This window comes from Gulbenkiania mobilis, assembly GCA_004346645.1.
GTDB lineage: Bacteria > Pseudomonadota > Gammaproteobacteria > Burkholderiales > Chromobacteriaceae > Gulbenkiania > Gulbenkiania mobilis.
Map to the genome: position 1 here is coordinate 182106 of SMDA01000001.1, position 25970 is coordinate 208075.

19 protein-coding genes and 4 tRNA genes are annotated in these 25970 nt (G+C 63.3%); 13 read left to right on the forward strand and 10 right to left on the reverse strand.

The annotated features are described in order from the left end of the window. Positions 1–73: 73 nt before the first annotated feature. The gene (locus EV669_RS00895; protein WP_054285510.1) at positions 74–1477 is read right to left on the reverse strand and encodes a sodium:proton antiporter; all 1404 of its coding nucleotides are present in this window, start codon (positions 1475–1477) and stop codon (positions 74–76) included. A gap of 159 nt (positions 1478–1636) precedes the next feature. Here EV669_RS00895 and ettA point away from each other — a divergent pair, with 159 nt between their 5' ends. Together ettA and EV669_RS00905 are read left to right on the forward strand one after the other, a co-directional pair. Continuing rightward, positions 1637–3304 carry an energy-dependent translational throttle protein EttA gene (gene ettA / locus EV669_RS00900; protein ID WP_055434418.1) on the forward strand — a complete coding sequence of 556 codons (1668 nt, stop codon included), beginning with the start codon at positions 1637–1639 and terminating at the stop codon, positions 3302–3304. 138 nt (positions 3305–3442) lie between these two features. Next, positions 3443–4663, forward strand: coding sequence for a DUF1615 domain-containing protein (locus EV669_RS00905; RefSeq protein WP_132097643.1), 1221 nt, complete (start codon positions 3443–3445; stop codon positions 4661–4663). A 49-nt stretch (positions 4664–4712) separates the two neighbouring features. Here EV669_RS00905 and EV669_RS00910 read toward each other — a convergent pair whose 3' ends face one another. Together EV669_RS00910 and EV669_RS00915 are read right to left on the reverse strand one after the other, a co-directional pair. Next, a complete protein-coding gene (locus tag EV669_RS00910; protein WP_132097644.1) occupies positions 4713–5201 on the reverse strand; it encodes a dihydrofolate reductase in 489 nt (162 codons plus the stop codon). Further along, positions 5198–5992, reverse strand: coding sequence for a thymidylate synthase (locus EV669_RS00915; protein ID WP_132097645.1), 795 nt, complete (start codon positions 5990–5992; stop codon positions 5198–5200). The genes EV669_RS00910 and EV669_RS00915 overlap by 4 nt, the downstream gene beginning before the upstream one ends. A 190-nt stretch (positions 5993–6182) precedes the next feature. Between EV669_RS00915 and flhB the strand changes: the two genes are divergently transcribed. From flhB to EV669_RS00945, 6 genes are all read left to right on the forward strand, one after another. Further along, positions 6183–7349, forward strand: coding sequence for a flagellar biosynthesis protein FlhB (flhB, locus tag EV669_RS00920; protein ID WP_055434422.1), 1167 nt, complete (start codon positions 6183–6185; stop codon positions 7347–7349). 6 nt (positions 7350–7355) lie between these two features. Beyond that, entirely contained in the window at positions 7356–9443 is a 2088-nt protein-coding gene (flhA, locus tag EV669_RS00925) for a flagellar biosynthesis protein FlhA (RefSeq protein ID WP_132097646.1), read from the forward strand. Between the two features lie 3 nt (positions 9444–9446). Beyond that, positions 9447–10937, forward strand: a complete 1491-nt coding sequence (flhF, locus tag EV669_RS00930) for a flagellar biosynthesis protein FlhF (protein WP_132097647.1) — start codon at positions 9447–9449, stop codon at positions 10935–10937. 4 nt (positions 10938–10941) lie between these two features. Next, positions 10942–11814 (forward strand): MinD/ParA family ATP-binding protein, encoded by an 873-nt coding sequence (locus EV669_RS00935; protein ID WP_132097648.1) that lies wholly within the window; start codon positions 10942–10944, stop codon positions 11812–11814. Further along, a complete protein-coding gene (locus EV669_RS00940) occupies positions 11811–12557 on the forward strand; it encodes an RNA polymerase sigma factor FliA (protein ID WP_055434425.1) in 747 nt (248 codons plus the stop codon). The genes EV669_RS00935 and EV669_RS00940 overlap by 4 nt, the downstream gene beginning before the upstream one ends. Before the next feature lie 63 nt (positions 12558–12620). Continuing rightward, on the forward strand, positions 12621–13370 hold the full coding sequence (locus tag EV669_RS00945) for a flagellar motor protein (RefSeq protein WP_054285520.1): 750 nt from the start codon (positions 12621–12623) through the stop codon (positions 13368–13370). Positions 13371–13447: 77 nt separating this feature from the next. Here the strand turns inward: EV669_RS00945 and EV669_RS00950 are convergent, their stop codons facing one another. Continuing rightward, entirely contained in the window at positions 13448–14878 is a 1431-nt protein-coding gene (locus tag EV669_RS00950; RefSeq protein ID WP_132097649.1) for an exonuclease domain-containing protein, read from the reverse strand. Positions 14879–14881: 3 nt separating this feature from the next. After that, positions 14882–16156: a Y-family DNA polymerase gene (locus EV669_RS00955; protein WP_165922672.1), complete on the reverse strand. Its 1275-nt coding sequence runs from the start codon at positions 16154–16156 to the stop codon at positions 14882–14884. Positions 16157–16308: 152 nt separating this feature from the next. Between EV669_RS00955 and EV669_RS00960 the strand changes: the two genes are divergently transcribed. The 4 genes from EV669_RS00960 to EV669_RS00975 all read left to right on the forward strand — a co-directional run bounded on the left by EV669_RS00960 (position 16309) and on the right by EV669_RS00975 (position 16626). After that, positions 16309–16385: transfer RNA gene (locus tag EV669_RS00960), tRNA-Arg, on the forward strand. A 6-nt stretch (positions 16386–16391) separates the two neighbouring features. Then, a tRNA-Glu gene (locus EV669_RS00965) sits at positions 16392–16466 on the forward strand. 4 nt (positions 16467–16470) lie between these two features. Beyond that, positions 16471–16547 (forward strand) — tRNA-Arg (locus EV669_RS00970). Between the two features lie 4 nt (positions 16548–16551). Further along, positions 16552–16626, forward strand: a tRNA-Glu gene (locus tag EV669_RS00975). Between the two features lie 151 nt (positions 16627–16777). On the opposite strand, the gene EV669_RS00980 is transcribed toward EV669_RS00975, so the two are convergent. The 3 genes from EV669_RS00980 to EV669_RS00990 form a co-directional block, all read right to left on the reverse strand. Continuing rightward, entirely contained in the window at positions 16778–17452 is a 675-nt protein-coding gene (locus EV669_RS00980) for a GntR family transcriptional regulator (RefSeq protein ID WP_054286571.1), read from the reverse strand. 401 nt (positions 17453–17853) lie between these two features. Then, the gene (gene ubiG, locus EV669_RS00985) at positions 17854–18555 is read right to left on the reverse strand and encodes a bifunctional 2-polyprenyl-6-hydroxyphenol methylase/3-demethylubiquinol 3-O-methyltransferase UbiG (protein ID WP_054286572.1); all 702 of its coding nucleotides are present in this window, start codon (positions 18553–18555) and stop codon (positions 17854–17856) included. A gap of 12 nt (positions 18556–18567) precedes the next feature. Beyond that, positions 18568–19887, reverse strand: coding sequence for a TRZ/ATZ family hydrolase (locus EV669_RS00990; protein WP_055434428.1), 1320 nt, complete (start codon positions 19885–19887; stop codon positions 18568–18570). A gap of 295 nt (positions 19888–20182) precedes the next feature. Here EV669_RS00990 and EV669_RS00995 point away from each other — a divergent pair, with 295 nt between their 5' ends. After that, positions 20183–23014 (forward strand): sensor domain-containing protein, encoded by a 2832-nt coding sequence (locus EV669_RS00995; protein WP_132097651.1) that lies wholly within the window; start codon positions 20183–20185, stop codon positions 23012–23014. Between the two features lie 233 nt (positions 23015–23247). On the opposite strand, the gene lysS is transcribed toward EV669_RS00995, so the two are convergent. Both lysS and prfB read right to left on the reverse strand, forming a co-directional pair. Next, positions 23248–24750 carry a lysine--tRNA ligase gene (lysS, locus tag EV669_RS01000; protein ID WP_055434430.1) on the reverse strand — a complete coding sequence of 501 codons (1503 nt, stop codon included), beginning with the start codon at positions 24748–24750 and terminating at the stop codon, positions 23248–23250. An 87-nt stretch (positions 24751–24837) separates the two neighbouring features. Then, positions 24838–25942 (reverse strand): peptide chain release factor 2 gene (gene prfB / locus EV669_RS01005; RefSeq protein ID WP_132097826.1). Its coding sequence is split into 2 segments (ribosomal slippage): positions 24838–25860 and positions 25862–25942, totalling 1104 coding nucleotides; the frame shifts between segments, so codons are not numbered across the junction. Positions 25943–25970: the final 28 nt, after the last annotated feature.

Below are 25970 nucleotides of genomic sequence, written 5' to 3' on the forward strand. Positions count from 1 at the left end.
TCCTAGCACAAAGGCCGCCCCCGGGGCGGCCTTTGTTTCAGGAAGGTTGGCCGAAGCCGAAGGGCCGGGTGGCTTAGAAATACACCACCGTCAGCAGCAGGAACACCGGGATCAGGCAGGCTGCCGACCAACCGATGTAGCCGAAGAAGCCGGGCATCGTCACGCGCCGCTCCTCGGCAATTGCCTTGACCATGAAGTTGGGAGCGTTACCGATGTAGCTGTTGGCGCCCATGAACACGGCCCCGGCGGAGATCGCCGTCAGAGTGGGGGCCAGCGTCGTCATTAGCGTGTGCGCATCGCCACCAGCCAGATTGAAAAACACCAGGTAAGTGGGGGCGTTGTCGAGGAAGCTGGACAAGGCACCCGTCAGCCAGAAGTAGGCGCCGTTGACCGGCTGACCGTTGTCCGACACCAAGGCCACCAACCCCCCGAATGGGCCGGCGGCCCCCGCCTTGAGCATGGCCAGCACCGGCACCATTGTCAGAAAGATGCCCGCAAACAGTTTGGCTACCTCCTGCATCGGTCCCCAGGAAAAGCGATTGGCCATGCGACAGCGCCCGGGGGTGTAGCGCAGTGAAAGCCATGTAATGCCCACCAGCAGGGCGTCACGTACCACGTTTTGCAGTGCGATCGGGATTTCACCCAGATGCCAGACGATGCCCGGCTTCCAGGTACCCGAGAACAGCACCGCCCCGAGAATCGCTCCCAGAAGCAGGAAATTGACCTTGCCTTCCAGCGAAATGCGCGAGTCGTGCGTGGGGTCCTGCAGTGCCGGCAACTGGTGCTCCTTGCGGTAGTAATAGTGATCCAGCAGGAAGAACAGTCCCAATAGCACGGCGCTGGCCGTCAGCATCGGTGCCAGAAGGTGCTGTACCGTCCAGCTGAAGTGCACGCCCTTCAGAAACCCGAGGAAGAGCGGCGGGTCGCCAAGCGGCGTCAGCGAGCCGCCAATGTTGGCCACCAGAAAAATGAAGAACACCACTACATGGGTCTTGTGGCGGCGGTTGTCATTGGCGCGCAGCAGCGGACGGATCAGCAGCATGGAGGCCCCGGTTGTGCCCGTCAGGCTGGCCAGCCCCGTACCCAGCGCTAGGAAGACGGTATTGACCGTGGGCGAGCCGTGCAGGTTGCCGCGAAGGTAAATGCCGCCTGCCACGGTGAACAGCGCCACCAGAAGCAGGATGAACGGGATGTAGTCGAGGATCAGCGTATGCATGGCTTCGGCCAACATCGCCTCGGGGCCGTGCAGCGCGGCAAAGGGTACCAGAAAGGCCAGGGCCCAGCCGGCAGCGATCTTGCCGAAGTGGTGATGCCAGAGTTTGGGCGCCAGCAGCGGCATCAGCGCGATCGACAACAGCATGCCGACGAACGGCAGGGCCCACGGCAGCGGAAGGCTGGCGCCTTCGACACTAGCGTGGGCCAGGCCCGGCAAGAGCGCGCAGCAGCCTGCCAGGACAAGACGGGACAACGCAGACATGTTCGGTCCTAAAGACGAGGGGCGACAAAGGGCCGTAGTGTAGCAGCCTCGGCGGCACTGCTGATGACCACCTGCCGCTGCAGGGGCAGGCCTGAAGTTTTCCTTCGCCTTTGCTACACTTCTGCCCTTGTTGGTAAAGACCTCAACAACGGTAACCCCATGGCCCAGTATGTAATGTCGATGCTCCGCGTGAGCAAGATCGTCCCCCCCAAGCGCCAGATCATCAAGGACATCTCGCTGTCCTTCTTCCCCGGCGCCAAGATTGGCCTTTTGGGCCTGAACGGCGCCGGTAAGTCCACCGTGCTGAAGATCATGGCGGGCGTGGAAAAGGAATACGACGGCGAGGTGCAGTGGCAACCCAACCTCAACATCGGCTACCTGCCGCAGGAACCGCAGCTGGACCCGGAAAAGACCGTGCGCGAGGAAGTGGAAAGCGGCATGGGCGAAGTGATGGGCGCGCAGAAGCGCCTGGAAGAAGTGTACGCCGCCTACGCCGACCCGGATGCAGACTTTGATGCCTTGGCCGAAGAGCAGGCCCGCCTGGAAGCCATCATCTCCGCCGGGGCCGGTGACAACGTTGAACATCAGCTGGAGCTGGCCGCAGACGCGCTGCGCCTGCCGCCGTGGGAGGCCAAGATCGGCCCGCTGTCCGGCGGCGAGAAGCGTCGCGTGGCGCTGTGCAAGCTGCTGCTGTCCAAGCCCGACATGCTGCTGCTGGACGAACCCACCAACCACCTGGATGCCGAATCGGTGGAGTGGCTGGAGCAGTTTCTCTGCCGTTTTCCCGGTACCGTGGTGGCCGTCACTCACGACCGTTACTTCCTCGACAACGCCGCCGAATGGATCCTGGAACTGGACCGCGGCGAAGGCATCCCCTGGAAGGGCAACTACTCCAGCTGGCTGGAGCAGAAGGAAGCGCGTCTTGCGCAGGAAGCCAAGTCCGAAGCGGCCCGCATGAAGGCCATGAAGCAGGAGCTGGAGTGGGTGCGCCAGAACCCAAAGGGCCGCCAGGCCAAGTCCAAGGCACGTATTGCCCGCTTCGAGGAGCTGTCCAGCTTCGAAAACCAGAAACGCAACGAAACCCAGGAAATCTTCATTCCGGTGGCCGAGCGCTTGGGCAACGAAGTGATCGAGTTCGAGAACGTGAGCAAGGGCTTCGGTGACCGCCTGCTGATCGACAACCTCAGCTTCAAGGCTCCGCCGGGGGCCATTGTCGGCATCATCGGCCCCAACGGCGCCGGTAAATCCACGCTGTTCAAGATGATCGCCGGCAAGGAGCAGCCGGACAGCGGCACCGTGAAGATCGGCCAGACTGTGCAGATGGCCTTCGTCGAGCAGAGCCGTGAAGGGCTGGACGGCGACAAGACCGTGTTCGAGGATGTGGCCGGCGGGGCCGACATCCTCACCGTGGGCAAGTTCGAAATGTCCAGCCGCGCTTACCTTGGCCGCTTCAACTTCAAGGGCGCCGACCAGCAGAAGAAGGTTGGCATGCTCTCCGGCGGTGAGCGTGGCCGCCTGCACCTGGCCAAGACGCTGCTTAAGGGCGGCAACGTGTTGCTGCTGGACGAACCGTCCAACGACCTTGACGTGGAAACCCTGCGCGCGCTGGAAGACGCCCTGCTGGAGTACGCCGGTACCGTGTTCGTGATCTCCCACGACCGCTGGTTCCTCGACCGTATCGCCACCCATATCCTGGCGGCGGAAGGCGAGTCGCAGTGGACCTTCTTCGACGGCAACTACCAGGAATACGAAGCCGACAAGAAAAAGCGTCTGGGCGAGGAAGGCGCCAAGCCCAAGCGCATCCGCTACAAGCCGATCAGCCGCTAAGCAGCTGCCCTCCGACAAGGTTGGCCGAAACGCGAACCCCGCCGCCGGCGGGGTTCTTTGCGTCTGCCTTTAGATGGGTGCGTTGTGTTCGGGCGCGGCATCGCCTAAGCTCGCCGTCGTTTTCCACGGGGATGGACCATGTACCGCATTCTTGCCTTCTCTTTGCTTGCTGTGGCCCTTTTGGCGGGTTGTGCCTCCGCGCCCGTGCCCGCGCCGGTGGTGAACGGGACTACGCCCCTGCCGGAGATGCCGGTCTCTGCGCCCGTCGTTGACGTGGCCCCGGTGCCGGTCTTGCCACCAGTGGCTGTGCCTGTTCGACCGGCGCCAAGACCGGTCGCCGCCTACGACGAACGCGAGGGCCTGCGTCTCTTGGATCGCTTGCTCCCGGCGCGCGTCCGCGACCGTGAGGGCTGGCGCACCGATATCTTCGGCGCTTTCCGCGCCCTTAAGCTGCCTTATACCGCCGAACAGTTCTGCGCGGCCATGGCGGTCATCGAGCAGGAGTCCACCTGGCAGTCGGACCCTGTGGTGCCCGGGCTCCCACGTATCGTTTGGGGCAAGATCGAGGACAAGGCTGACAGTCTGCATCTGCCGATGCCGCTGGTACGGGCGGCGCTGCACAAGAGCTCGCCCGATGGGCGCAGCTACACCGAGCGCATCGACAGCCTGCGCACCGAAAAGGAGATGAATGCCCTGTATGAGGACCTTTCGGCGGAAGCCCGCAACATCGGCCTGCCGATGAGCATGAAGAACCCGATCCGCACCGGTGGGCCGATGCAGGTAAGCGTGGAGTTCGCCGAGGGGCATGCCAGCGTCTGGCCCTATCCCTATGCCCGGCGGGGCAGCTGGCGGCAGGAAGTGTTCAGCCGCCGGGGTGGGCTGTACTTCGGCATTGCCAACCTCTTGCAGTATCCGGCGCCCTACAGCCGCATGATCTACCGCTTTGCCGATTACAACGCCGGCCGCTTTTCCAGTCGCAACGCTGCGTTCCAGAATGCGGTCAGCCGGCTGAGCGGCCGCGCGCTAGTGGCGGATGGAGACCTGCTGACCTATGTCGAGGGCGAGGCGCGTCCGGGCAGCAGCACGCATCAGGCCCTGCGTACGCTGGCCGGCCGGCTGGGTATGACGGACGAGGCCATCCTGCGCGACCTGAAGCTGGAGAAGCATTCCAGCTTCGGCAATACCGTGCTTTATCAGCGCCTGTATGCACTGGCCGACCGGAGTGCGGGTACGACCGTGTCTCGTGAGGCCCTCCCTCAGATCGACCTGAAAAGCCCCAAGATCACCCGCAGGCTCACCACTGAATGGTTCGCCCGCCGGGTGGACGGGCGCTACGCCACTTGCCTGGCCCGTCAGTAAGTGGCAGCAAAAACCCCGCCAAGGCGGGGTTTTTCATGTCCGGACAGCATCAGCGCCGTCGATACTCCACGAATGCATAGTGCACGCCACTGGCCGCCACATGGCCCGCGCGACTGGTTTCCTGCCACTGCAGCGGATCGAAGGCGGGAAAGAAGGCATCGGCCCCAGGCACGGCCAGGTCCACCTCGGTCAGTACCAGCCGCTGCGCCAGCGGCAGGGCCTGGCGGTAAATGTCTGCCCCACCGATCACGCAGGCCTCCTCCACCTCTGCGGTTGCGGCGATGGCTGCCTCCAGTGAATGGAATACTTCGCATCCTTCGGCCAACCAGTCCGTCTGTCGGGTCACCACCAGATTACGCCTGCCGGGCAGAGCACGGCCGATGGAGTCGAAGGTCTTGCGCCCCATGATCACCGGCTTGCCCAGCGTGATGGCCTTGAAGTGACGCAGGTCTTCCGGCAGATGCCAAGGCATGCGGTTGTCCACGCCAATGGCACGGTCGTGGCCCATGGCACAGACCAGAACCAGCGCCGCCGTCATACCGCTACCTCGGCCCGGATCGGCGGATGGGGATCGTAACCTTCCAGCGTGAAGTCCTCGTAGCGGAAGGCGAACAGGTCGGTGACCGCCGGGTTGATGCGCATCACCGGTAGCGGTCGCGGCGTGCGCGTCAGCTGCAGCCGGGCCTGTTCCATGTGGTTGCTGTACAGGTGGGCATCGCCCAGGGTGTGCACGAAATCGCCCGGCTTCAGCCCGCACACCTGTGCCACCATCATCGTCAGCAGTGCATAGCTGGCGATGTTGAACGGCACGCCAAGGAAGATGTCCGCGCTGCGCTGGTAGAGTTGGCACGACAGCCTGCCTTGAGCCACATAGAACTGGAACAGGGTGTGGCACGGAGGCAGCGCCATCTCGTCCACCAAGGCCGGGTTCCAGGCCGACACGATCAGCCGGCGCGAGTCGGGGTTGGTGCGGATCATCTTTACCACGTTGGCGATCTGGTCGATGTGTCGCCCGTCGGGCGCCGGCCAGCTGCGCCACTGGTAGCCGTAGACCGGGCCGAGGTCGCCGTTCTCGTCCGCCCATTCGTCCCAGATGGAGACCCCGTTCTCCTTCAGGTAGCGGATGTTGGTGTCGCCGGCCAGGAACCACAGGAGTTCATGGATGATGGACTTGAGGTGCACCTTCTTGGTGGTGACGAGCGGAAAGCCTTCCTCCAGGTTGAAGCGCATCTGGTGGCCAAAGACCGAACGCGTGCCGGTGCCGGTGCGGTCGGCCTTGTCGGTGCCGTGCTCCAGCACGTGCCGCATCAGGTCGAGATACTGTTTCATGGGCGTGTCTTGAAGTAGGGTAGGGCCGGATTGTACCGCGCCCGATGCCTCTGTCCGAAGCGATGTTGCGCAAGTCCGCCCCGTTCGGGTGTGTAGCCGCTGAAGAGCGGCTTTGTTGCGCAACGCGCATAAGGTAACATCGGGGCCCGTAGGGTTTTCAATTATTTAGCGCCGGGTACCTCCGCACTCCATGGCTGACGATTCCGATCTCGAACGCACAGAACCCGCGTCAGCGAGGCGCCTCGAGCAGGCGCGCGAAGAAGGCAACATCCCGCGTTCGCGCGAGCTGTCGACCTTTGCCGTCACCATGACTGGCGTCACCCTGATGATGGTGCTGGGGCCGCGGCTGACCGAGCGCCTGAGCGATCTGATGCGTCGCCTGCTCACCTTTGACCAGGCCACGGTGCGGGAGCCCGGCCCGGCCCTGCTGCGCATGCGCGAAGCCGCCATCGACACGGTGCTGGCCCTGCTGCCCTTTCTTGGTGGGCTGGCCTTGGTGGCGCTGGCCGCGCCGCTCTTGGTGGGCGGGTGGAATGTCAGCACCAAGGCCATCGGCCCGCATTTCTCCAAGCTCAACCCGGCTTCCGGGCTGAAGCGGATGTTCTCGCTGAACGCCGCCACCGAAGCGCTCAAGGCGGTGCTGAAGAGCATGCTGATCGGTGGTATCGCCACCTGGGTGATCTGGAATGAGCGGGCCGAGCTGGTGGGGCTGGTAACGCTGCCGCTTGAGACCGGCATGGGCCGCATGGTGGACATGCTGCTGCACACCTTCTTCATTGTCACCGGTGCCATGGTGCTTTTGGTGGCGGTGGATGTGCCCTTCCAGCTGTGGAACTACCACAAGCAGCTGCGCATGACCAAGGAGGAAGTGCGGCAGGAGTACAAAGAACAGGAAGGCTCGCCTGAAGTGAAGGGGCGCATCCGTCAGCTGCAGCGCGAGGCGGCGCGGCGCCGGATGATGCAAGAAGTGCCTTCGGCCAACGTGATCGTCACCAACCCGACGCACTATGCGGTGGCGCTGCGTTACAACGAGGGCATGCGGGCACCCCAGGTGGTGGCCAAGGGCTCGCTCAAGCTGGCCGAGCGTATCATCACCGTCGGCCGCGAGAATGCCGTGACCGTCATGCGGGTGCCCAGCTTCACGCGGGCGCTCTATTTCAATACCGAACTGGGGCAGGACATCCCTGTGCCGCTCTACCAGGCGGCAGCCCAGGTGCTCGCCTATGTGCAGCAGCTGCGGCTTTACGAGAAGGACGGTGGGCTGGCTCCGGTGTTTCCCGACCAGCTCGAAGTGCCGGCCGACCTTGACCCAGAATCCAAACGTCCGCAGGATGCGGCGCCGGAGGCGATACAGTAATCCCGCATGGCAACCCTGACCGAACAACTGAGACGGTTCAACTACACCCGGCTGGCCGGCCCGATCCTCATCCTGCTGATCCTGACGATGATGGTGCTGCCGCTGCCTTCGGTGGTGCTGGACATCTTCTTTACCTTCAACATCGCGGTGTCGATCATCGTGCTGCTGGTGGGCATCAATGTGCGCCAGCCGCTGGATTTCTCGGCGTTTCCCGCCGTGCTGCTGATCACCACGCTGCTGCGTCTTTCGCTGAACGTGGCCAGTTCGCGGGTGATTCTGCTCGAAGGCCATACCGGTCCGGATGCGGCCGGTGCGGTGATCGAGTCGTTTGCCCACTTCCTGATCGGCGACAACATCGCCATCGGTATCGTGGTCTTCATCATTCTGACCATCATCAACTTCGTCGTGATTACCAAGGGCGCGGGGCGGATTGCCGAAGTGTCCGCACGCTTCACGCTGGATGCCATGCCCGGCAAGCAGATGGCGATCGATGCCGACCTGAACGCCGGCCTGATCGGTGAGGATGAGGCACGCCGCCGGCGCTCGGTAATCACCGAAGAGGCCAACTTCTTCGGCGCCATGGACGGTGCCTCCAAGTTCGTGCGTGGCGATGCCATGGCCGGCATCATGATCATCCTGATCAACATCGTCGGCGGCCTGATCGTCGGTGTGGTGCAGCACGACCTCGGTGCTGGGCAGGCGGCCGAGACCTACACCCTGCTGACCATCGGCGACGGGCTGGTGGCACAGATTCCGGCACTGATCATCTCGACCGCAGCCGGCATCGTGGTGGCACGGGTGGGCACCGAGCGCGACCTTTCGGAGCAGTTCCTCGGCCAGCTGTTCGCCAAACCCTCTGTGCTGTACATCACCGCCGCCGTGTTGGGTCTGATCGGGCTCATCCCCAACATGCCACATCTGGCCTTCCTGCTGATCGGTGGCGCCTTGGCCGGCCTGGGCTGGAGCATGGAGCGGCGCGAGCGCACGCGTGCCACCACCGTGGCGGCGGAGCAGGCTGCCGCGCCGCCGCCCGCCGAAACGGCCATGACCGAGGTCAGCTGGAATGACGTGCAGCCGGTTGATCTCCTCGGTCTGGAGGTGGGCTACCGTCTGATCCCGCTGGTGGACCGTACCCAGGATGGCGAGCTGCTGCGCCGCATCCGCGGCATTCGCAAGAAGATTGCTCAGGACCTGGGGTTTCTGGTGCCGCCGGTCCATATCCGAGACAATCTGGAGATCCGCCCCAACCAGTACCGGATCCTGCTCAAAGGCGTCGAGGTCGGACAGGGCGAGGCGTTTGTCGGCCAGTTCCTCGCGATCAATCCCGGCAACGTCAGCGGCGAGCTTCCAGGCCAGCCTACGACTGATCCGGCATTCGGTTTGCCCGCGGTATGGATCGACGCTGCTCGCCGCGAGGAGGCGCAGACGCTTGGATACACGGTGGTAGATGCCAGCACGGTGGTGGCCACCCACCTCTCCAATCTGCTGCAGACGCACGCCGCCGAGCTTCTGGGGCGCGAGGAAGTCCAGGCACTGATCGACCATCAAGCCAAAGAGTCACCCAAGCTGATCGAGGATCTGGTGCCCAAGGTCATTCCGGTGGGCACCCTGCAGAAGGTGCTCCAGCAACTCTTGGCCGAAGGCATCCACATCCGCGACTTCCGTACCATCATCGAGACCCTGGCCGACCACGTGGGAGCCACCCAAGACATCGACGACCTGACCAGCGCGGTGCGTACCGCCCTCTCGCGCGTGATCGTGCAGCAGCTCTTCCCGGGGGAAAACGAGTTGCCGCTCATGGCCCTGGACCCGATGCTGGAGAATGTCCTGTTGCAGGCGGTGCAGTCCAAGACCGGTGGTGGCCTGGAGCCCGGCTTGGCGGAGAACCTGCTCACCAGCGCGGCACACGAGGCCGAGCAGGTCGAGATGCAGGGGTATAATCCGGTGCTCCTCACTCCGCCAGGGTTGCGCCCGTTGCTGGCCCGTTTCCTCAGACGGGCCCTCCCGCAATTGCGCGTGATCTCGCATAATGAGGTCCCGGACAATAAATCCATTCGTATAATTGCGGTCATCGGGGGCAGCAGGGGCCAATAATCCATGGTGGTCAAAAAGTACTACGGCAAAACCACGCGTGACGCTCTACGCCAGGTGCGGGAGGAGCTGGGCACCGACGCCCTGATCCTGTCCAACCGTCCCACCGTCGGGGGCGGCGTGGAGATCATGGCCGTGGCCGATGCCGACGTGGCCAACCTCGCCAGCTCACTGTCCACCTCCACCAGCCGTCATCCGCCGCGCAACAACCCGGCTGCCATCAGCCGCCCCGGCATGCCGCCGGCTGTCCAGCCCTCCGCCACGACAGTCCAGGGCGGTGCACCGGTCAACCGGGCACTGGCGCGTACCTATGCGCTGCCGGTGGAGCCGATGGAGGCCGCGCCGGCTTCCATTCCGCCCTTGCGTGCCACCTCTCCCCAACCCACTGCCGCTGCCCAGCCCCTGTCTGGTCCGGCGGGTATGGCACCGACGTCAAGGTTGGCCGAAGCATCGGTATCCTCGCCCTCCCAGCCCGCTCCGGTACCACCCCCTGCCGCGGTGCGTGAGCCAGCGCCGCAGGTCCCGCCAGCCGCCAACGACGAGCCTGAAGTCATGGCGCACGAACTCAAGCAGATCGGTGACGAGATCAAGCTGCTGCGCAGCCTGCTGCAGAGCCAGCTGGCCAGCTTTGCCTGGTCGGACATGGAGCACCGTACCCCCAACCGCATCGAGCTCTTCAAGCAGCTGCTGGCAATGGGGCTGAGCGCCGCGCTGATCCGGCAGCTGATCGAGAAGATGCCGGGCCAGTACGAAGGCGAGGTGGCGCTCAAGTGGGCGCGTTCGGCCCTGATGCACAACCTCAAGTGCGTGGACGGCGATACCGAACTCCTCGACCGGGGCGGTGTGTTCGCACTGGTGGGACCCACCGGGGTGGGCAAGACCACCACTGTGGCCAAGCTGGCGGCCCGGGCCACGCTGAAGTTCGGTGCCCAGCATGTGGCCCTGGTCACGACCGACACCTACCGGATCGGTGCTCAGGACCAGCTGCGCATCTACGGCAAGATTCTCGGCGTGCCGGTGTATTCGGTGCAGAACGAAGGCGACCTGCAGCTGACGCTGGCGGATCTTTCCACCCGACACATCGTTTTTATCGATACCGTGGGCATGGGGCAGCGCGATGCACGCGTAGCGTCACAGACCGAGATGTTTGCGGCGGCAGGCCGCCCGGTGGAGCGTCTGCTGCTCGTGGCGGCCAACGCCGACGGCCATACGCTGGAGGACGTCGTGCGCCATTACCGCGGGGCCGGCCTGGCGGGCTGCCTGTTGTCCAAGATTGACGAGTCGGTCACCCTGGGGCCGAGCATCGACGTCATCATCCGCAACCGCCTGCGGCTTTTCTATGTCACCAATGGCCAGCGCGTGCCCGAGGACCTGCACAAGGCCAGCGCCGGCTTCCTCATCGACCGCGCCCTGCGTGCTCCGCAGACCAACTCTCCGTTTAGCCTGTTGGGCGACGAGATGCCGATCATGCACGCCGCGCAGGCAGGCTGGCTGTAAGGGTATGCAGGATCAGGCAGCCAGCCTCCGCCGCCTTGCAGACCGCCCGGTCCGTGCTCCGAGCTTCGCCTTCTTGGGGCCCGAACGCTCGGGCGTGACCACGCTCGTGGCCGAGCTGGGCCTGGCGCTCTGCCTGAGTGGCCAGCGTGTGCTGTGGGTGGAGTGCTGTCATGGGCAGCAATTGGCCCACCGCCTCAATGCCACCACCACCGGCACGCTTGAAGGTCAGCTGGTGCGTGCCGGCGGCTTGGCAGAGATGATGACGCTGCCACGGCAGGGTGGGGCTCTGGTCAACCTGCACGCCAGGCCCGAAGACCGGGCGGTGTTTTCCGCCCAGCTGTGGCTGCGGCTGGGTAGCGAATTTGCTTCGCTGGAGAGAGATGCCGACTTCGTCCTGGTCAATGTACCCAGCCTGCCGTACGACCCGGTGCCCGCCAGCGTGGCGGACAACCTGGTGCTGGTGCTCACGCCGGAGCCCGAATCGCTGACGGCAGCCTATGCAGCCGTCAAGCGCATGGCCCTGCAGGCGGGCCGGCGCTACTTCAACGTGCTGGTGAACCGGGTGCGCAGTCTGGAGGAAGCCCAAGCGTTATTCACCCGCCTGTCGATGGTGACCGGCGAATTCCTCAATGTTGCCCTGCGCTGGGTGGGTTTCGTGCCCCTGGACACCACACTCCGGCGTAGCCAGGCTTTGCGCCGGCCCCTGATGGAGGCGTTTCCCGAATGCGAGGCAGCCATGGCCTTGGGGCAGCTGGCAGCCACCTTCCCGCAATGGCACACGCCGGAGCACCCCGGACCGGTCGAGACCGGCTTCATGGACATGCTGATTGCCGCCTCGCGCGACTGGGCCGAGACGGAAGGACACCTGACATCATGACGCGACCGAACCCCCGTCTGGCCAGCTACCAGGCCGCCCGGCCCGTCGACGAGATCGACGTGACTGCCCACGCGCCTCTGGTCAAGCGTCTGGCCAGCATGCTCATCGCCCGGCTGCCGGCCTCGGTGGACCTGAACGATCTGGTCCAGGTGGGCATCATTGGCCTGATCGAGGCGGCCCGGCAGTACGATCCGGGGCAGGGTGTCCAGTTCGAGACCTTCGCCAGCCAACGCATCCGTGGCGCCATGCTGGACGAGCTGCGGCGCGAAGACTGGCTGCCGCGCCAGGTGCGTCGTGACGCCAAGCAGATTGAGCAGACTATTGCCCGCCTGGAGCAGTCGCTGGGCCGTGCACCGGCAGAGTCGGAGATCGCCGAAGCACTGGGCCTCGCGCTGGAGGACTACCAGGCCCGCCTGAGCGAATGCAAGGGCTTGACGCTGGTGCATTTCAACGACTTCTCGGATGACGAGGGCGAGTCCCTGTCGGACGCCCTGGCCAACGTGATCGACGAGAATGCTGTGGACCCGCTGGGTACGCTGTCTGACAGCGGTTTCCGGTCTGCCCTGGTGGAAGCGATTGGCGACCTGCCCGAGCGCGACAAGCTGGTGATGGCGCTCTATTACGAACAGGAACTCAATCTCAAGGAAATCGGCGCCGTGCTCGGGGTGTCGGAGTCCCGCGTCAGCCAGCTGCACAGTCAGGCGGTGAGCCGGCTGCGCGCGCGCCTGCGCGACTGGCTGTAAGCATACCGCCGGCAGCAGAACTGCCGGCTACAACAAGAACACCATCTGTACGGGAATCCCTTTGTGGACAAAATCAGCATCATTGCGATCATCGGCGGCCTGACCGCCATCCTCGCCGGCCAAGCGCTGGAAGGCGGGCACATCGGCTCGCTGGTCCAGCTGACCGCCTTCATGATCGTCATTGGCGGCACCATCAGTGCGGTCATGCTGCAGAGCACGCCACGGCAGTTCGTCACCGGTGTGAAGATGGCCAAATGGGTGTTCGTGCCGCCGCAGCTGGATCAGGAGAAGGTGATCCGCGACATCATCAACTGGAGCCAGACCGCACGCCGCAGCGGTCTTCTGGCGCTGGAGAACAACATCGGCGCCCAGAAGGACCCGTTCACACGCAAGGCCTTGCAGATGCTGGTGGACGGTACCGAACCGGCCACGCTGCGCAGCGTGATGGAGGTGGAGATTTCCATGTTCGAGCACGCCCGCAAACAGGCGGCACGCATTTGGGAATCCGCCGGAGGCTATGCGCCCACCATGGGCATCCTGGGGGCGGTGCTTGGCCTGATCCACGTGATGGAGAACCTGGCCGACCCGACCAAACTGGGGGCGGGCATTGCCGTCGCCTTCGTGGCCACGGTCTATGGGGTGGGTTCGGCCAACCTGCTGTTCCTGCCGATGGCGAGCAAGCTCAAGCACCTGATCGCGAGCGAAGTGGCGCTGAAGGAGCTGGTGGTGGAGGGACTGGTGGCGATCGCCAACGGAGAGAATCCGCGCATCATCGAAAGCCGCCTGCGCGGTTTCCTGGCCATGCACGGCTGAGGCACACGCGTCAGCGTACCGGAAGAAGGGGTTCGCCGAAGAGGCGGCTATTCGGCCAACTTTCCTGCCCGCCTGCCTCAGGCCGAGGCCGGCGCGAACAGAGGCTCGTCGGCCTCCAGCAGGCGCAGCGACGTACCGGCCATCGGCTTCTTGAGGTAAGCGGCCAGCAGTCGGTAGGTTTCCAAGTCAAAGGAAGGATCGGTGTCGAAGGCCTCGCTGTCGTGCCCGCGCGAGCCCAGGTAACACCACCGGTCGAAGACGTGCTCCACCGTTGCGCCACTGACCTCGTCGGTTTCCACGACCGCCACCGGGCCCGGGAACGGCCAGCTCTTCACCCTTAGCCGTGCCAGTGCCGTCATCAGCCGCATGTTGTGCTGCATCGGCGCCTCGCGGCCCGCGCATACCCCCTTGCACTTACGCACCTGAAAACCGAAACACGGCGTGCCCTTGCGCACGCTGCTACCTTCGATGCCCAACGTGGCCTGGCACAGCTCGTGCGCCTGTGCCATGTCCGTCAGCGCCTTCTTGGCCTCACGCTGGCTGCGAAACAGACCGTAGAGATCGGCGGTGCGACCAAAGTCCACATCGCGGGCATAGACGATGCGGGGCCGCATCAGGCCGTCCTCGTCGGTGTCCAGGCAGATGGAGCACAGGTCCTTGCTCATCCGTCCGCGTACATTGTGGATGGGCTGCATCGACTTGATCAGCTGCGCTTCGAGCAGGATGGCGCCAAACTCCCCCAGCGTCTCGCGCCAGTCGATGCGCCGCACCTGCTGCGCGATGCGCATTTCCTTGTTGTGGGCATGGTCGCCAGAAAAGTGCGACATCACCCGGCTGCGCAGGTTGACGCTCTTGCCCACGTAAAGCGGCAGGTCGTTCTCGCCATAGAAGAAATACACCCCCGGCACGTCCGGCAGGCTGTCCACCACTTCCTGATCCAGGCCGGGTGGCACCGACGGCCGGGCCAGCAGATGGCGGGCCGCCTCGATCACCGTAGTCTCGCCCAGTTCACCGGCCGCCGACTGCAGGAACTGCCACACCGCCTCGGCATCTGCCATGGCACGGTGGCGGTCGGCAAGGACCAGACCGTGACGTGCGATCAGACTGTCCAGGTTGTGCTTGTAATGCTGCGGGTAGAGGCGGCGCGACAGCTTGACCGTACAGAGCACCTCAGCCTGGAAGCGCAGCCCAGCCCGCTTGAACTCGTTTTTCAGAAACCCGTAGTCGAACCGCGCGTTGTGCGCCACGAACAGCCGACCCTGCAGTTTTTCCAGTAGGCCTTCGGCCAAGGTCTCGAAGCGCGGTGCGCCGGCTACCATCTCGTTGCGGATGCCGGTCATCTGCTCAATGAACGCCGGGATCGGCTGCTGCGGATTGACGAGCGTCTCGATGCGCTCAACGCGGTCACCGTCGATCAGGATCACGCCCACCTCGGTGATGCGGTCACGGGTCACATGGCCACCGGTGGTTTCCAGATCAACAATTGCCAAGGGTTTTTCAAACAGCATGGGTCATTTCGCTTTCGCCACCGGGATATCTTCCCAGCGGGTGGTGTAACGGGGGGAGAGGCGTTCCTGCTTCATCTTCCAGGCTTGAGTGGTGCCTTCCGCTGCAATTTTCAATGTGCCGCGTCCCATTTGGCGGTTAATGGCATCCATCGCCTGCATCACGCGGGTGCGTTTTTCGTCAAGCGGGCTGCCGGCAAACAGGTCTGCCTGGGCATGGACCCTGTCCGTCAGATCCATCAGCATCACGCCCGCCTTGTGGTACTTCAGCCCCGGCCGCCACAGGCGTTCCACCGCGGTCTGCGCCGCCCGTACCAGCACGCGCGTGTCATCAGTGGCGGGCAGCAAGGGGACCACTTCAGCGGCCTGCTCGAACCGGCCTTGGGCGAAGCGGCTGGTACGGATCGACACCCTCAGAAAGGTAGCGAGCGAGGCCTGGCGCCGTAGCTTCTCTGCCGCCAAGGCCGCATGGTGCGCTACCGCCTCCTTAAGGTCGGAGAGCGTCTGCACCTTGTAGCCGAATGAGCGGGTGGACATGATCATCTTCCTGGGAGGCACCGTTTCGGCCAACGTCAGACAGGCTCTGCCGGCCAGCTCGTCGGCTAACCGGGCTACCACGATGCCAAAATGGCGGCGCAGCCATTCGCGGTCCGCCCCCACCAGCTCGCTGGCCCAGCCGATGCCCTGACGGCGAAAGGCTTCGCCCAGCCGCTGGCCCACCCCCCATAGGCTTTCCACAGGCATCTGGCCCAGTTGTGCCAGGCGCTCGCTCTCGTCCAGAGACTGCCAGTCGAATACGCCCCCGAACGCCGGCTGCCCCTTGGCCAGGCCATTGGCCACCTTGGACAGCGTCATCGAAGGACCGATGCCGATGCAGACCGGCAAGCCCAGTGCCCGCAGCACCGTCTCCCTCAGCCCGCGTGCCCACGCCTGGGGCTCTGGCTCGCCGGTGATGTCCAAAAAGCACTCATCGATCGAGTACACCTCCTGTCCCCGGGCAAAGCCGGCCACAAAGCGCATCACGCGGGCCGAAAGGTCGCCGTACAGGGCATAGTTGGACGAAAGCACTACCGCACCGCAACGTTCGGCCTGCTCACGCAGGGTGAAGTAGGGCGCCCCCATCGGGATACCCGCTGCCTTGGCCTCGGCGGAACGCGCGATCACGCACCCATCGTTATTGGAGAGGATGACCACTGGCCGTCCGGCCAGCGACGGGTCCATCGCCCGTTCGCAGGAGGCGTAGAAGTTGTTGCAGTCCAGCTGGGCAAAGAGGCGGTGCATCGGCCAGCTCCGTGGCAGGGTGGGGTCAGAAGGCAGGTGTTTGCGCGCCATTTTACCCTGTCTGTCAGTAAAATGGCCGAGGCGGCTTGACAGAGGGGCGATGGGACCATACAATCGCCGTCTCTTGTGAAGCAGCGCTTTGCAAGTGCAGCGCACCCGTAGCTCAGTTGGATAGAGTATCTGGCTACGAACCAGAGGGTCGGGCGTTCGAATCGCTCCGGGTGCGCCAGATGACGTCCCTATAGTTTAGCGGTTAGAACACTGCCCTTTCACGGCGGCGGCCGGGGTTCGATTCCCCGTGGGGACGCCACACTGCACCCGTAGCTCAGTTGGATAGAGTATCTGGCTACGAACCAGAGGGTCGGGCGTTCGAATCGCTCCGGGTGCGCCACAGAGTCCCTATAGTTTAGCGGTTAGAACACTGCCCTTTCACGGCGGCGGCCGGGGTTCGATTCCCCGTGGGGACGCCAGACACAGAAAAGCCGGCTTCATGCCGGCTTTTTGCATTCCTGCTTCAGCCTAATCCTGCTTCAGTCTCGTGCCTTTCTTCCTGCTTTTGATGGCCGTACCCGGCAAGGGTTCGGGCGGGCCGTGCGCTGGCAGCCCGTCCGAGCCCGCCGCTTAAGCCGTGGCCTTGCCTTGCAGTGCTTCGGCCGAGGCTTGCGCCAGGCGGCTGTAATCTTGGCCGAAATCCGTCACCATCTCGTGCAGCAGTACCAGGTCGCGGGCAATGATCGTCTTGAGGATGTCCTGCAGGAAACGGTGGGTGCGGTCCAGCTGGGCCTTGCCTGCTCGCAAGATGGCGTGCAGGCAGCGCTGGGTGAGGGGCAAAAGATCGTTGAGCGTGGCCTTGAGGTAGCGGTTGCCCGAAAAGGCATAGATTGCCTTGAGGAACTCCACCCCATGCTCGAAGTAGCCCTGCACGTCATGGTTGTGATGGCAGGTCTCCAGTTCGCTCATCAGGGCAAAGAAGGGAGCGAGGTCGTCATTCTGCCAGTGAGCGGCCAGGTGGATTACCACCTTGTCCAGCAGCATGAACCACAGTTCGAAGAAGTCGGCCACTTCGGTGGCACCGATGCTCGCTACCACGGCGCCTCGGCGGGGAAAGATGTCCACCAGATGGCGCCGCTGCAGCAGTAGTAGCGCTTCGCGGACCGAGCCGCGGCTGACCTCCAGCTCGGAGGCGATGCGCAGTTCCTGAATGCGTTCACCCGGACGCATATCGCCCTGGATGATCTTCTGGCCCAGATACTGGGCAATCTGTTCGGTGAGAGAGTCGTTGGCTTTGAAGGACATGCAGGCCTCCGCAAAATGCTTTTGTTTTTCTATCCGGAACGGCCGGAGTGCCGTGAAGGCGCAATTGTCTGACAATGCGGCCGAAAAGGCGAGCACAGGATTGCCGGGCGACGCACCTTCAACGGAAGGTGTCGCCCCCATGATTGTTGTATGCATGCCGCATGGCTTGATGGGCTAAGGGAAAACCCTTGCCCGCTGCCCGACAGGTCCGTAAGATTAAAACGCTTGTTTGAAAGGGCTGACCGAGGATCGAGGGGCACACGACAAAACCGGCATCTTTTCTACAACAAGCCCGAAGCTGAAGTACCGCTTCAGGGACATGAGGGTTGTACAGGCCGAAAGGCCAGTGACGTGGGTTTGGGCCTTTGCCATGTGGCAAAGGCCCTTTTCTTTTGTCCGGCTCAGCCCGGACGGCGGGTGGCCATGAGGTAGTTGACGTCGGTGCCTTCGCCCAATGCATAGGTGCGGGTGAGCGGCTGGTAGTGCATGCCGCGCACATCGACAATGGACAGGCCCGCGTTGCGCGCCATGCGCGACAGCTCCGAGGGGCGCAGAAAACGCGCATAGTCATGGGTGCCGCGCGGTAGCAGGCCCAGCACGTACTCGGCCCCTACCACGGCCATGAGGTAGGACTTGAGGTTGCGGTTGAGGGTGGAGAAAAACACGATTCCCCCTGGACGTACCAGCGTCATGCAGCTGTGCACCACGCTCTCGGGGCTGGGTACATGCTCCAGCATTTCCATGCAGGTCACCACATCGTAGGCCGCCGGTGCCTCTTCGGCCAACGCTTCCACGGCAATGCAGCGGTAGTCCACCTGCACCCCGCTTTCCAGGCTGTGCAACTGGGCGACCTTCAGCGATTTCTTGGCCAGGTCGATGCCGGTGACCTGAGCGCCCCGCAGCGCCATACTTTCGGAAAGGATGCCGCCGCCGCAGCCCACGTCCAGCACCTTTTTGCCGGTGAGCCCGCCTGCATGCTCCTCTACATAAGCCAGACGCAGTGGGTTGATGTCGTGCAGGGGCTTGAACTCGCTGTTGCGATCCCACCATTTGTGGGCCAGCTGGCTGAATTTGTCCAGTTCGGTTGCGTCAACGTTGCTCATGGAGCGTCCTCCTCAATGGCTCAAGATGCGGTTGCGCCAGTCTTCGGCGCGGCCCAGAAGGTCCTGCTCGTCCAGGGTGACCAGTCGGTGCGCCTTGAGGAGCGGGCGGCCCTTGACCCAGACATGGCTGACCTGTTCGCGACCCGCGGCATACACCACGTGCGAGACGGGGTCGAAAGCGGGCGCGGTCTCCACGCGTGCCAGATCAATGGCGATCAGGTCGGCTTCCTTGCCTACCCGAACGCTGCCGGTGCGCTCGCCCAAGCCCAGGGCGCGCGCGCCGTTGAGCGTGGCCATGCGAATGGCGGTGGCGGCCGGGACCGCCGTGGGATCGCCGGTGCCCACCTTGGCCAGCAGGGCTGCCAGCCGGGTTTCGGCCAACATGTCGAGCTTGTTGTTGGAGGCCGCGCCATCGGTGCCAAGGCCGACGTTGGCACCAGCGTCCAGCAGGGCCTTCACCGGTGCGATGCCCGAGGCCAGCTTCATGTTGGAGGAGGGATTGTGCGCGATGGAGAGTCCGTGGCGCGCGGCCAATGCCACCTCTTCCTCCGACAGGTGCACCATGTGCGCCGCGATCAGCCGTGGCGTGAGCAGGCCCAGGGCCTTTAGGCGGGCCAGCGGGCGCTGATGGTGCTCGCGCACGCCGCCCTCGACCTCATCCGCAGTCTCGTGGATGTGACAATGGATCAGCATGTCCTCTTCTTCGGCCAAGGTAACCACCTTGCGGAAGGTGTCGTCCGAGACGGTATACGGGGCATGCGGTGCCAGGGTGAAGGTCACCAGCTCTTCGCCCAGGTATTCGCGCCGCTCGGCCAGCGCCTTGCTGATGTAGTCGTCAGCGTTATTGGCGTAATTGGTGGGGAATTCCAGGATGGAGCAGCCGACAAAGGTGCGCATGCCTGCTGCCAGGCCTGCCCGTGCCACCGCGCCGTGGAAGAAATACATGTCGTTGATGGTGGTGGTACCGCAACGGATCATTTCCGCCATCGCCAAGAGGCTGCCGTCGAACACGAAGTCGTCCCGCACGTGGCGACCTTCGGCCGGCCAGATGTGGTTGTTCAGCCAGTCCATCAGGGCCTTGTCGTCCGCCAAGCCGCGCAGCAGGGTCATCGAGGAGTGGCCATGCAGGTTGACCAGACCCGGCATCAGCACCTGCTGGCCCAGGTCGATGTGTTCGTCCGCAGCGATGCCGGCGGCAGCCGCCGTGGGCAGGATGGCCACGATGTGGCCCTTTTCGATGGCTACGCTATGATTTTCCAGCACTTCGCCGTCGTGCTCGACGGTGATGATCCAGCGTGCGGAAATCAGGGTGTCACAGTGCGTGGGAAGCATGTAAAAGCAAGACCTTGAAGATTGCGGGAACGCCCGGATTGTAGGCGCCGCGGCAGGGCAAGGCAAACCGCCGCCACCAAAGCGGACTCATCCTTGAAAAAACTTGCTGACTGGCTTGGCAAACTGTTCTATCGTTGCGTTGGGAAGGCGCGTGCCTTCCCCTGCCAAACCCAACAACAACAATGCCCGCCTTGCGCGTTAGGCCGCCTGGCAATGCCGCGGTTGCCGCACGAGGGGCAGAGACTGAAGACAATCTCGCGGGCGCATTGCCCGCCACCAGGTGAGCGGTATACGGATGGCACTCTCTCAAGAACTGGGAGGCACTCAACGGGCGGGCTCCAGGCTTTCGCTGCGTACGGTCTTTCTCATCGCCGTGGTACTGGGGCTGCTGATTCCGGCCGTCATCATCAGCTACCTCAGCTTCAACATGCAGCGCGATGCACTGACCGCGCAGCTGGAAACCGACCAGAAGCGTCTGCTCGACATCGTCGCCCTCGGCATGCAGGAGCCCCTGTGGAACCTCAGCCGCCAGGCAGGTAGCCCGCTTGTCGCGTCGGTGATGGAAGACCCGCGCGTGATTTCGGTGCGCGTGACAGATACGCAGTCCAACACCGTGTTCCTGTCGGCACTGCGCAGCGAGCGCCGCATCGGCAGTGTGGCCTTCGTGCAGAAGCCGGTGGTCTACCGGGGCGAGGAGATCGGTCAGGTCACCATCGAGTTCGACACCGAGCATCTGGGCATTGCGCTCAACAACGGTGTCAAGAACGTCCTGCTCATCCTCTTCGCCCAGCTGCTGCTGTCGATCCTGCTCATCATGAGCATCCTGCACTTCCGCTTCCTCAAGCCGATGCACGACCTGACCGGGCAGGCTACTCAACTGGCCGAACTGAAACTGGACCAGGCCTTCCACTGGCTACGACGCGACGAGATCGGTCGTCTGGGCAACCATCTGGAGTGGACCCGCTCGGAGCTTAAGCGTCTGATCGACGAACTGCGCGCCAAGACCCTAGCGCTGGAGGCGGACATTACCCGGCGCCGCGAGGTCGAGGATGCACTGCGGCGCTCCGAGAACAAGTACCGCGAACTGTTCTGGTCCAACCTGGACGGCATCGTGATCAGCTCGCTCGACGGGCAGGTGCTTGATGCGAACCCGGCCTTCCTCAACCTGATGTGCTATAGCCTGGACCAGCTCAAGCTGCAGAACTTCTGGTCGCTGGTAGCCCCGGAGAGCGAGTCGCTCGAACGCTTCAACCTAGACAACAAGGTGCTGCGCTTCGGCTACTGCGACGAATTCGAGGCCAGCTACATCAACCGCTTCGGCAATACCGTACCCGTGAGCGTCAAGACGGTGGCGATGCGTGATGCCTTCGGCCGCATCAATGCGGTATGGCGCATGGTACGCGACATCTCCGAGCGCCGCGCGGCGGAAGAGCGGGTGCATCTGGCTGCCAAGGTGTTCGAGAACACGGTCGAAGGCATCATGATCACCGATGCCGATCGCTGCATCCGCAGCGTAAACCGTGCCTTCACCGAGATCACCGGTTACAGCCAGCATGAAGTGCTCGGCCAAAAGCCCAGCATCCTATCCTCCGGCCGCCACGACGAAACCTTCTACGATCAGATGTGGAAGAACATTGCCGATCATGGCTCCTGGCAGGGCGAGGTCTGGAACCGGCGCAAGAACGGCGAGGTATATCCGGAGTGGCTGGCGATCAATGCGGTGCGCAACGCCGCCGGCGAGGTGACACACTATGTGGCCATCTTCAGCGACCTCTCCGAGCGCAAGGCGGCGGACGAGCGCATTCAGTTCCTGGCGCACTTCGACGTGCTGACCAGCCTTCCCAACCGCTCGCACATGCAGGACCGGGTGGAGCTGGCCATCCAGAACGCCACTAAGGACGGGCACCAGCTGGCACTGCTGCTCCTGGACCTGGATCGTTTCAAGACCATCAACGAATCGCTGGGGCATTCCGCGGGCGATACCCTGCTGCAGATGGCTTCCGACCGCATCCGTAGCGTGCTGGGTCCGGGCGAGACCGTGGCCAGGCAGGGTGGGGACGAGTTTATCATTCTGCTCCCATCGCTCACCGATCCGAGCGAGGCTGCTCTGGCGGCCGAGCGCATCCGCGATGCCTTCGCCTCGTCGATCGAGCTGCATAACCACATCATCACCATCACGCCGTCGATCGGGATCAGTGTCTATCCGCAAGATGGCCGTGACTTTGAGACGCTGGTGCGCAATGCCGACGCAGCGATGTACCACGCCAAGTCGTCTGGCCGGAACAACTACAAGTTCTACACTGCCGACCTCAACGCCCGGGCGCGCGAGATCCTGGCTGTGGAAAGCCAGCTGCGGTTTGCCTTGGAGCGCAGCGAGTTCGTACTGCATTACCAGCCGCAGGTGGAGTTCGCCACCGGGCATATCGTGGGCGCCGAAGCGCTGATCCGCTGGAACCACCCCAGCCTGGGCCTGCTTGGGCCTGGCAGGTTCATTCAGGTGGCCGAGGAGCGCGGCTTCATCGTGAAGCTGGGCAGCTGGGTGATCCGCGAGGCCTGCCGGCAGCTGGCGGAGTGGCGCGCCGCTGGCTTGCCCGAGATCAGCCTGGCGATGAACCTGTCCGCCTTGCAGTTCCGTCAGGAGGATCTGGCGCTGACGCTGGAACGGGCCCTATCGGCCAACGGCTTGCAGGGCCACATGATCGATATTGAGGTGACGGAAAGCGTGGTGATGGAGGATGCGGAGGCTACCATCCAGACGCTGGACGCCATCAAGACGATGGGCCTGCAGCTGTCCATCGACGACTTCGGTACCGGTTACTCTAGCCTGTCGTACCTCAAGCGCTTCAAGGCGGACAAGCTCAAGATCGACCGCTCCTTCGTGCGCGACATTCCGGCCGATCCGGACGACTCGGCCATTGCGCGCGCCATCATCAATATGGCCAAGAACCTCAACATGCGGGTGGTGGCCGAAGGTGTCGAGACGGTTGAGCAGTGGCGTTTTCTGGCTGCGGAAGGCTGCGACCAGGTACAGGGCTACCTGCTGTCCAAGCCAGTGCCGGCGGAGGACTTCGTACTCCTCCTCAAGGAGGGTCATCTGCTGCCGGATCTGGGAGCGGGCCGGCGCTGAGTGCCGGGTGCTTTACTTTCAATGAAAAGGTTGGCCGAAACATTGTTTCGGCCAACCTTTTTGCATGTATAGGACTGCGACCCGTCACAGGGCCAAGGCAGGAGGCCTGCAGCTTTTAAAGCTTTCCCCATTATGTGGGTTTAGGTATTCCGCCCAGCCTGCAGCGGACATAAAAAAACCGCGCAACCCGAGGATCGCGCGGCTTTCCAGTTTACAGCTCACGGTTTGGAGCCTTATTCGGGCCTCATCTGCGGGAACAGGATGACATCGCGGATAGAAGGGGCGTCGGTCAGCAGCATGACCAGGCGGTCGATGCCGATGCCGCAGCCACCGGTCGGCGGCATGGCGTATTCCAACGCACGGATGTAATCAGCATCGTAGTGCATGGCCTCATCGTCGCCGGCATCCTTCTGCTTCACCTGCTCCATGAAGCGGCTGGCCTGATCTTCTGGATCATTCAACTCGGAGTAGCCGTTGGCCAGTTCGCGGCCTACAACGAACAGTTCGAAGCGCTCGGTGATGCCCGGGCGGGTGTCGGATCCACGGGCCAGCGGCGACACTTCCACTGGATAGTCGACGATGAACGTTGGGTTCCACAACTGGGATTCGGCACATTCCTCAAACAGCGACAGCTGCAAGCCGCCAATGCCGTCGCTCAGCACGGGCTTGCCACCCAGACGGGCGATTTCCGCCTTGAGCCATGCGCGGTCGTTGAGCTGGGCGTCGGTGTATTGCGGGTTGTACTTCTTGATCGCTTCCACGATCGTCAGCCGTTCAAAGTGGCTCAGATCCACCGTCTTGCCTTGGTACTGGATGTGCAGGCCGCCACAGGCTTTGCGTGCCACATGCTGGATAATGCCTTCGGTCATTTCCATCATGCGATGGTAGTCGGAGTAGGCCTCGTAGAACTCCATCATCGTGAACTCGGGGTTGTGGCGTGTGCTCATCCCCTCGTTTCGGAAATTGCGATTGATCTCGAACACTCGCTCCATGCCGCCCACTACCAGCCGCTTGAGATACAGCTCCGGCGCGATGCGCAGGTAGAGCGGCATGTCGAGAGCGTTATGGTGCGTCACGAAGGGCTTGGCCGACGCACCCCCCGGGATCGGGTGCATCATCGGTGTTTCCACCTCCAGATACTGCTCGGCCACCATGTACTCGCGTACACCCTGAACGATCTGCGACCGCTTGAAGAACACCTCGCGCGAACTTTCGTTCATGATCAGGTCCAGGTAGCGCTGGCGGTATTTCTGTTCCTGATCGGTCAGTCCATGGAATTTTTCCGGCAGCGGACGCAGGTTCTTGGCCAACAGACGTACCTCGGTGGCCTGCACCGTCAGCTCGCCGGTCTTGGTCTTGAACAGCGTGCCCCGCGCAGCCAGGATGTCGCCCATGTCCCAACGCTTGAACTCCTCGTGCGTCTCGCTGCCTACGCCATCGTTGGAAATGTACAGCTGGATGCGGCCACTGCCATCCTGCAGCGTGGCAAAGCTGGCCTTGCCCATCACACGTTTAAGCATCATCCGGCCGACGACGGCCACTTCCACCTTTTCGGCTTCCAGCGCTTCGCGCTCCTTGGCGCCGTGCGTCTCCTGTAGCGGCTTGGCAAAGTGGCTGCGCTTGAAGTCGTTGGGGAAGGCCACACGCTGTTCGCGAATGGCTGCGAGCTTCTGGCGGCGCTCCGCCATGATCTGGTTCTCGTCCAGGCTCGGTGATGTTTGTTCGTGTTCTGACATGATGACTGATGACTCCATTGACTGCGGAAGAGCCCGGGCCAAGCCCGGGCCATGCAACCGGCTGGTGCCGGCAGGTTATCGGGCGGGTCAGACGCCCTGCTTGAGACTGGCCTCGATGAAGCCGTCCAGGTCGCCGTCCATGACGGCCTTGATATTGCCCACCTCGTGGCTGGTGCGCAGGTCCTTAATCCGCGACTGGTCGAACACGTACGAGCGGATCTGGTGGCCCCAGCCCACGTCGGTTTTGGTGTCTTCCAGCGCCTGCTTGGCCTCGTTGCGCTTCTTCAGTTCCAGCTCATAGAGCTTGGCCCGCAACATCTGCCATGCCTCGTCGCGGTTGCGGTGCTGCGAGCGATCGTTCTGACATTGCACCACGATCCCCGTGGGCATGTGCGTCAGTCGCACCGCCGAGTCGGTTTTGTTGATGTGCTGGCCACCCGCACCCGAGGCACGGTAGGTGTCGGTACGTACATCCGCCGGATTGATATCGATCTCGAAGCTGTCGTCCACCTCGGGATACACGAACACCGAGGCAAACGAGGTGTGGCGGCGTGCGTTGGAGTCATAGGGTGACACCCGCACCAGGCGATGCACGCCCACCTCGGTGCGCAGCAGCCCGTAGGCGTATTCACCGGTGATCTTGATGGTGGCACTGGTCACACCCGCCACATCGCCTTCGGACTCCTCCAGGATCTCTACCTTGAAGCCCTTGCGCTCGGCGTAGCGCACATACATCCGCAGTAGCATGCCGGCCCAGTCCTGTGCTTCGGTGCCACCTGCACCGGCCTGGATGTCCACGAAGCAGTTGTTCGGGTCCATCGGGTCGTTGAACATGCGCCGGAATTCCAGCTGCGCAATCCGCTCTTCCACGGCCTGCAGGTCGTCCCTGACGGCCATGACGGTGTCGTCGTCTTCCTCCTCGCGTCCCATGGCGAAGAGCTCGCGGCTGTCGTCGAGGGCGCTCTGGATCTCGTCCAGCACTACCACCACGTCTTCCAGCTGCTTGCGTTCACGGCCCAGTTCCTGGGCACGTTTCGGGTCGTTCCAGATGTCTGGGTCTTCGGTCAGGCGAACGACTTCTTCCAAGCGGTCCCGCTTGCCTTCGTAGTCAAAGATACCTCCGAAGGTCGGCGGCCCGGGCGGCCAGATCGTTCAGGCTGTTATCGATCTGGTTCAGTACTTCTGCTTCGATCATTTTTCTGCTCCACGCTAATGTAGAG

Coding starts and splice junctions, on each gene's coding strand:
- EV669_RS00895 (WP_054285510.1), bottom strand. CDS start 1,477: ATGTCTGCGTTGTCCCGTCTTGTCCTGGCAGGCTGCTGCGCGCTCTTG.
- ettA (WP_055434418.1), top strand. CDS start 1,637: ATGGCCCAGTATGTAATGTCGATGCTCCGCGTGAGCAAGATCGTCCCC.
- EV669_RS00905 (WP_132097643.1), top strand. CDS start 3,443: ATGTACCGCATTCTTGCCTTCTCTTTGCTTGCTGTGGCCCTTTTGGCG.
- EV669_RS00910 (WP_132097644.1), bottom strand. CDS start 5,201: ATGACGGCGGCGCTGGTTCTGGTCTGTGCCATGGGCCACGACCGTGCC.
- EV669_RS00915 (WP_132097645.1), bottom strand. CDS start 5,992: ATGAAACAGTATCTCGACCTGATGCGGCACGTGCTGGAGCACGGCACC.
- flhB (WP_055434422.1), top strand. CDS start 6,183: ATGGCTGACGATTCCGATCTCGAACGCACAGAACCCGCGTCAGCGAGG.
- flhA (WP_132097646.1), top strand. CDS start 7,356: ATGGCAACCCTGACCGAACAACTGAGACGGTTCAACTACACCCGGCTG.
- flhF (WP_132097647.1), top strand. CDS start 9,447: ATGGTGGTCAAAAAGTACTACGGCAAAACCACGCGTGACGCTCTACGC.
- EV669_RS00935 (WP_132097648.1), top strand. CDS start 10,942: ATGCAGGATCAGGCAGCCAGCCTCCGCCGCCTTGCAGACCGCCCGGTC.
- EV669_RS00940 (WP_055434425.1), top strand. CDS start 11,811: ATGACGCGACCGAACCCCCGTCTGGCCAGCTACCAGGCCGCCCGGCCC.
- EV669_RS00950 (WP_132097649.1), bottom strand. CDS start 14,878: ATGCTGTTTGAAAAACCCTTGGCAATTGTTGATCTGGAAACCACCGGT.
- EV669_RS00955 (WP_165922672.1), bottom strand. CDS start 16,156: ATGCACCGCCTCTTTGCCCAGCTGGACTGCAACAACTTCTACGCCTCC.
- EV669_RS00980 (WP_054286571.1), bottom strand. CDS start 17,452: ATGTCCTTCAAAGCCAACGACTCTCTCACCGAACAGATTGCCCAGTAT.
- ubiG (WP_054286572.1), bottom strand. CDS start 18,555: ATGAGCAACGTTGACGCAACCGAACTGGACAAATTCAGCCAGCTGGCC.
- EV669_RS00990 (WP_055434428.1), bottom strand. CDS start 19,887: ATGCTTCCCACGCACTGTGACACCCTGATTTCCGCACGCTGGATCATC.
- EV669_RS00995 (WP_132097651.1), top strand. CDS start 20,183: ATGGCACTCTCTCAAGAACTGGGAGGCACTCAACGGGCGGGCTCCAGG.
- lysS (WP_055434430.1), bottom strand. CDS start 24,750: ATGTCAGAACACGAACAAACATCACCGAGCCTGGACGAGAACCAGATC.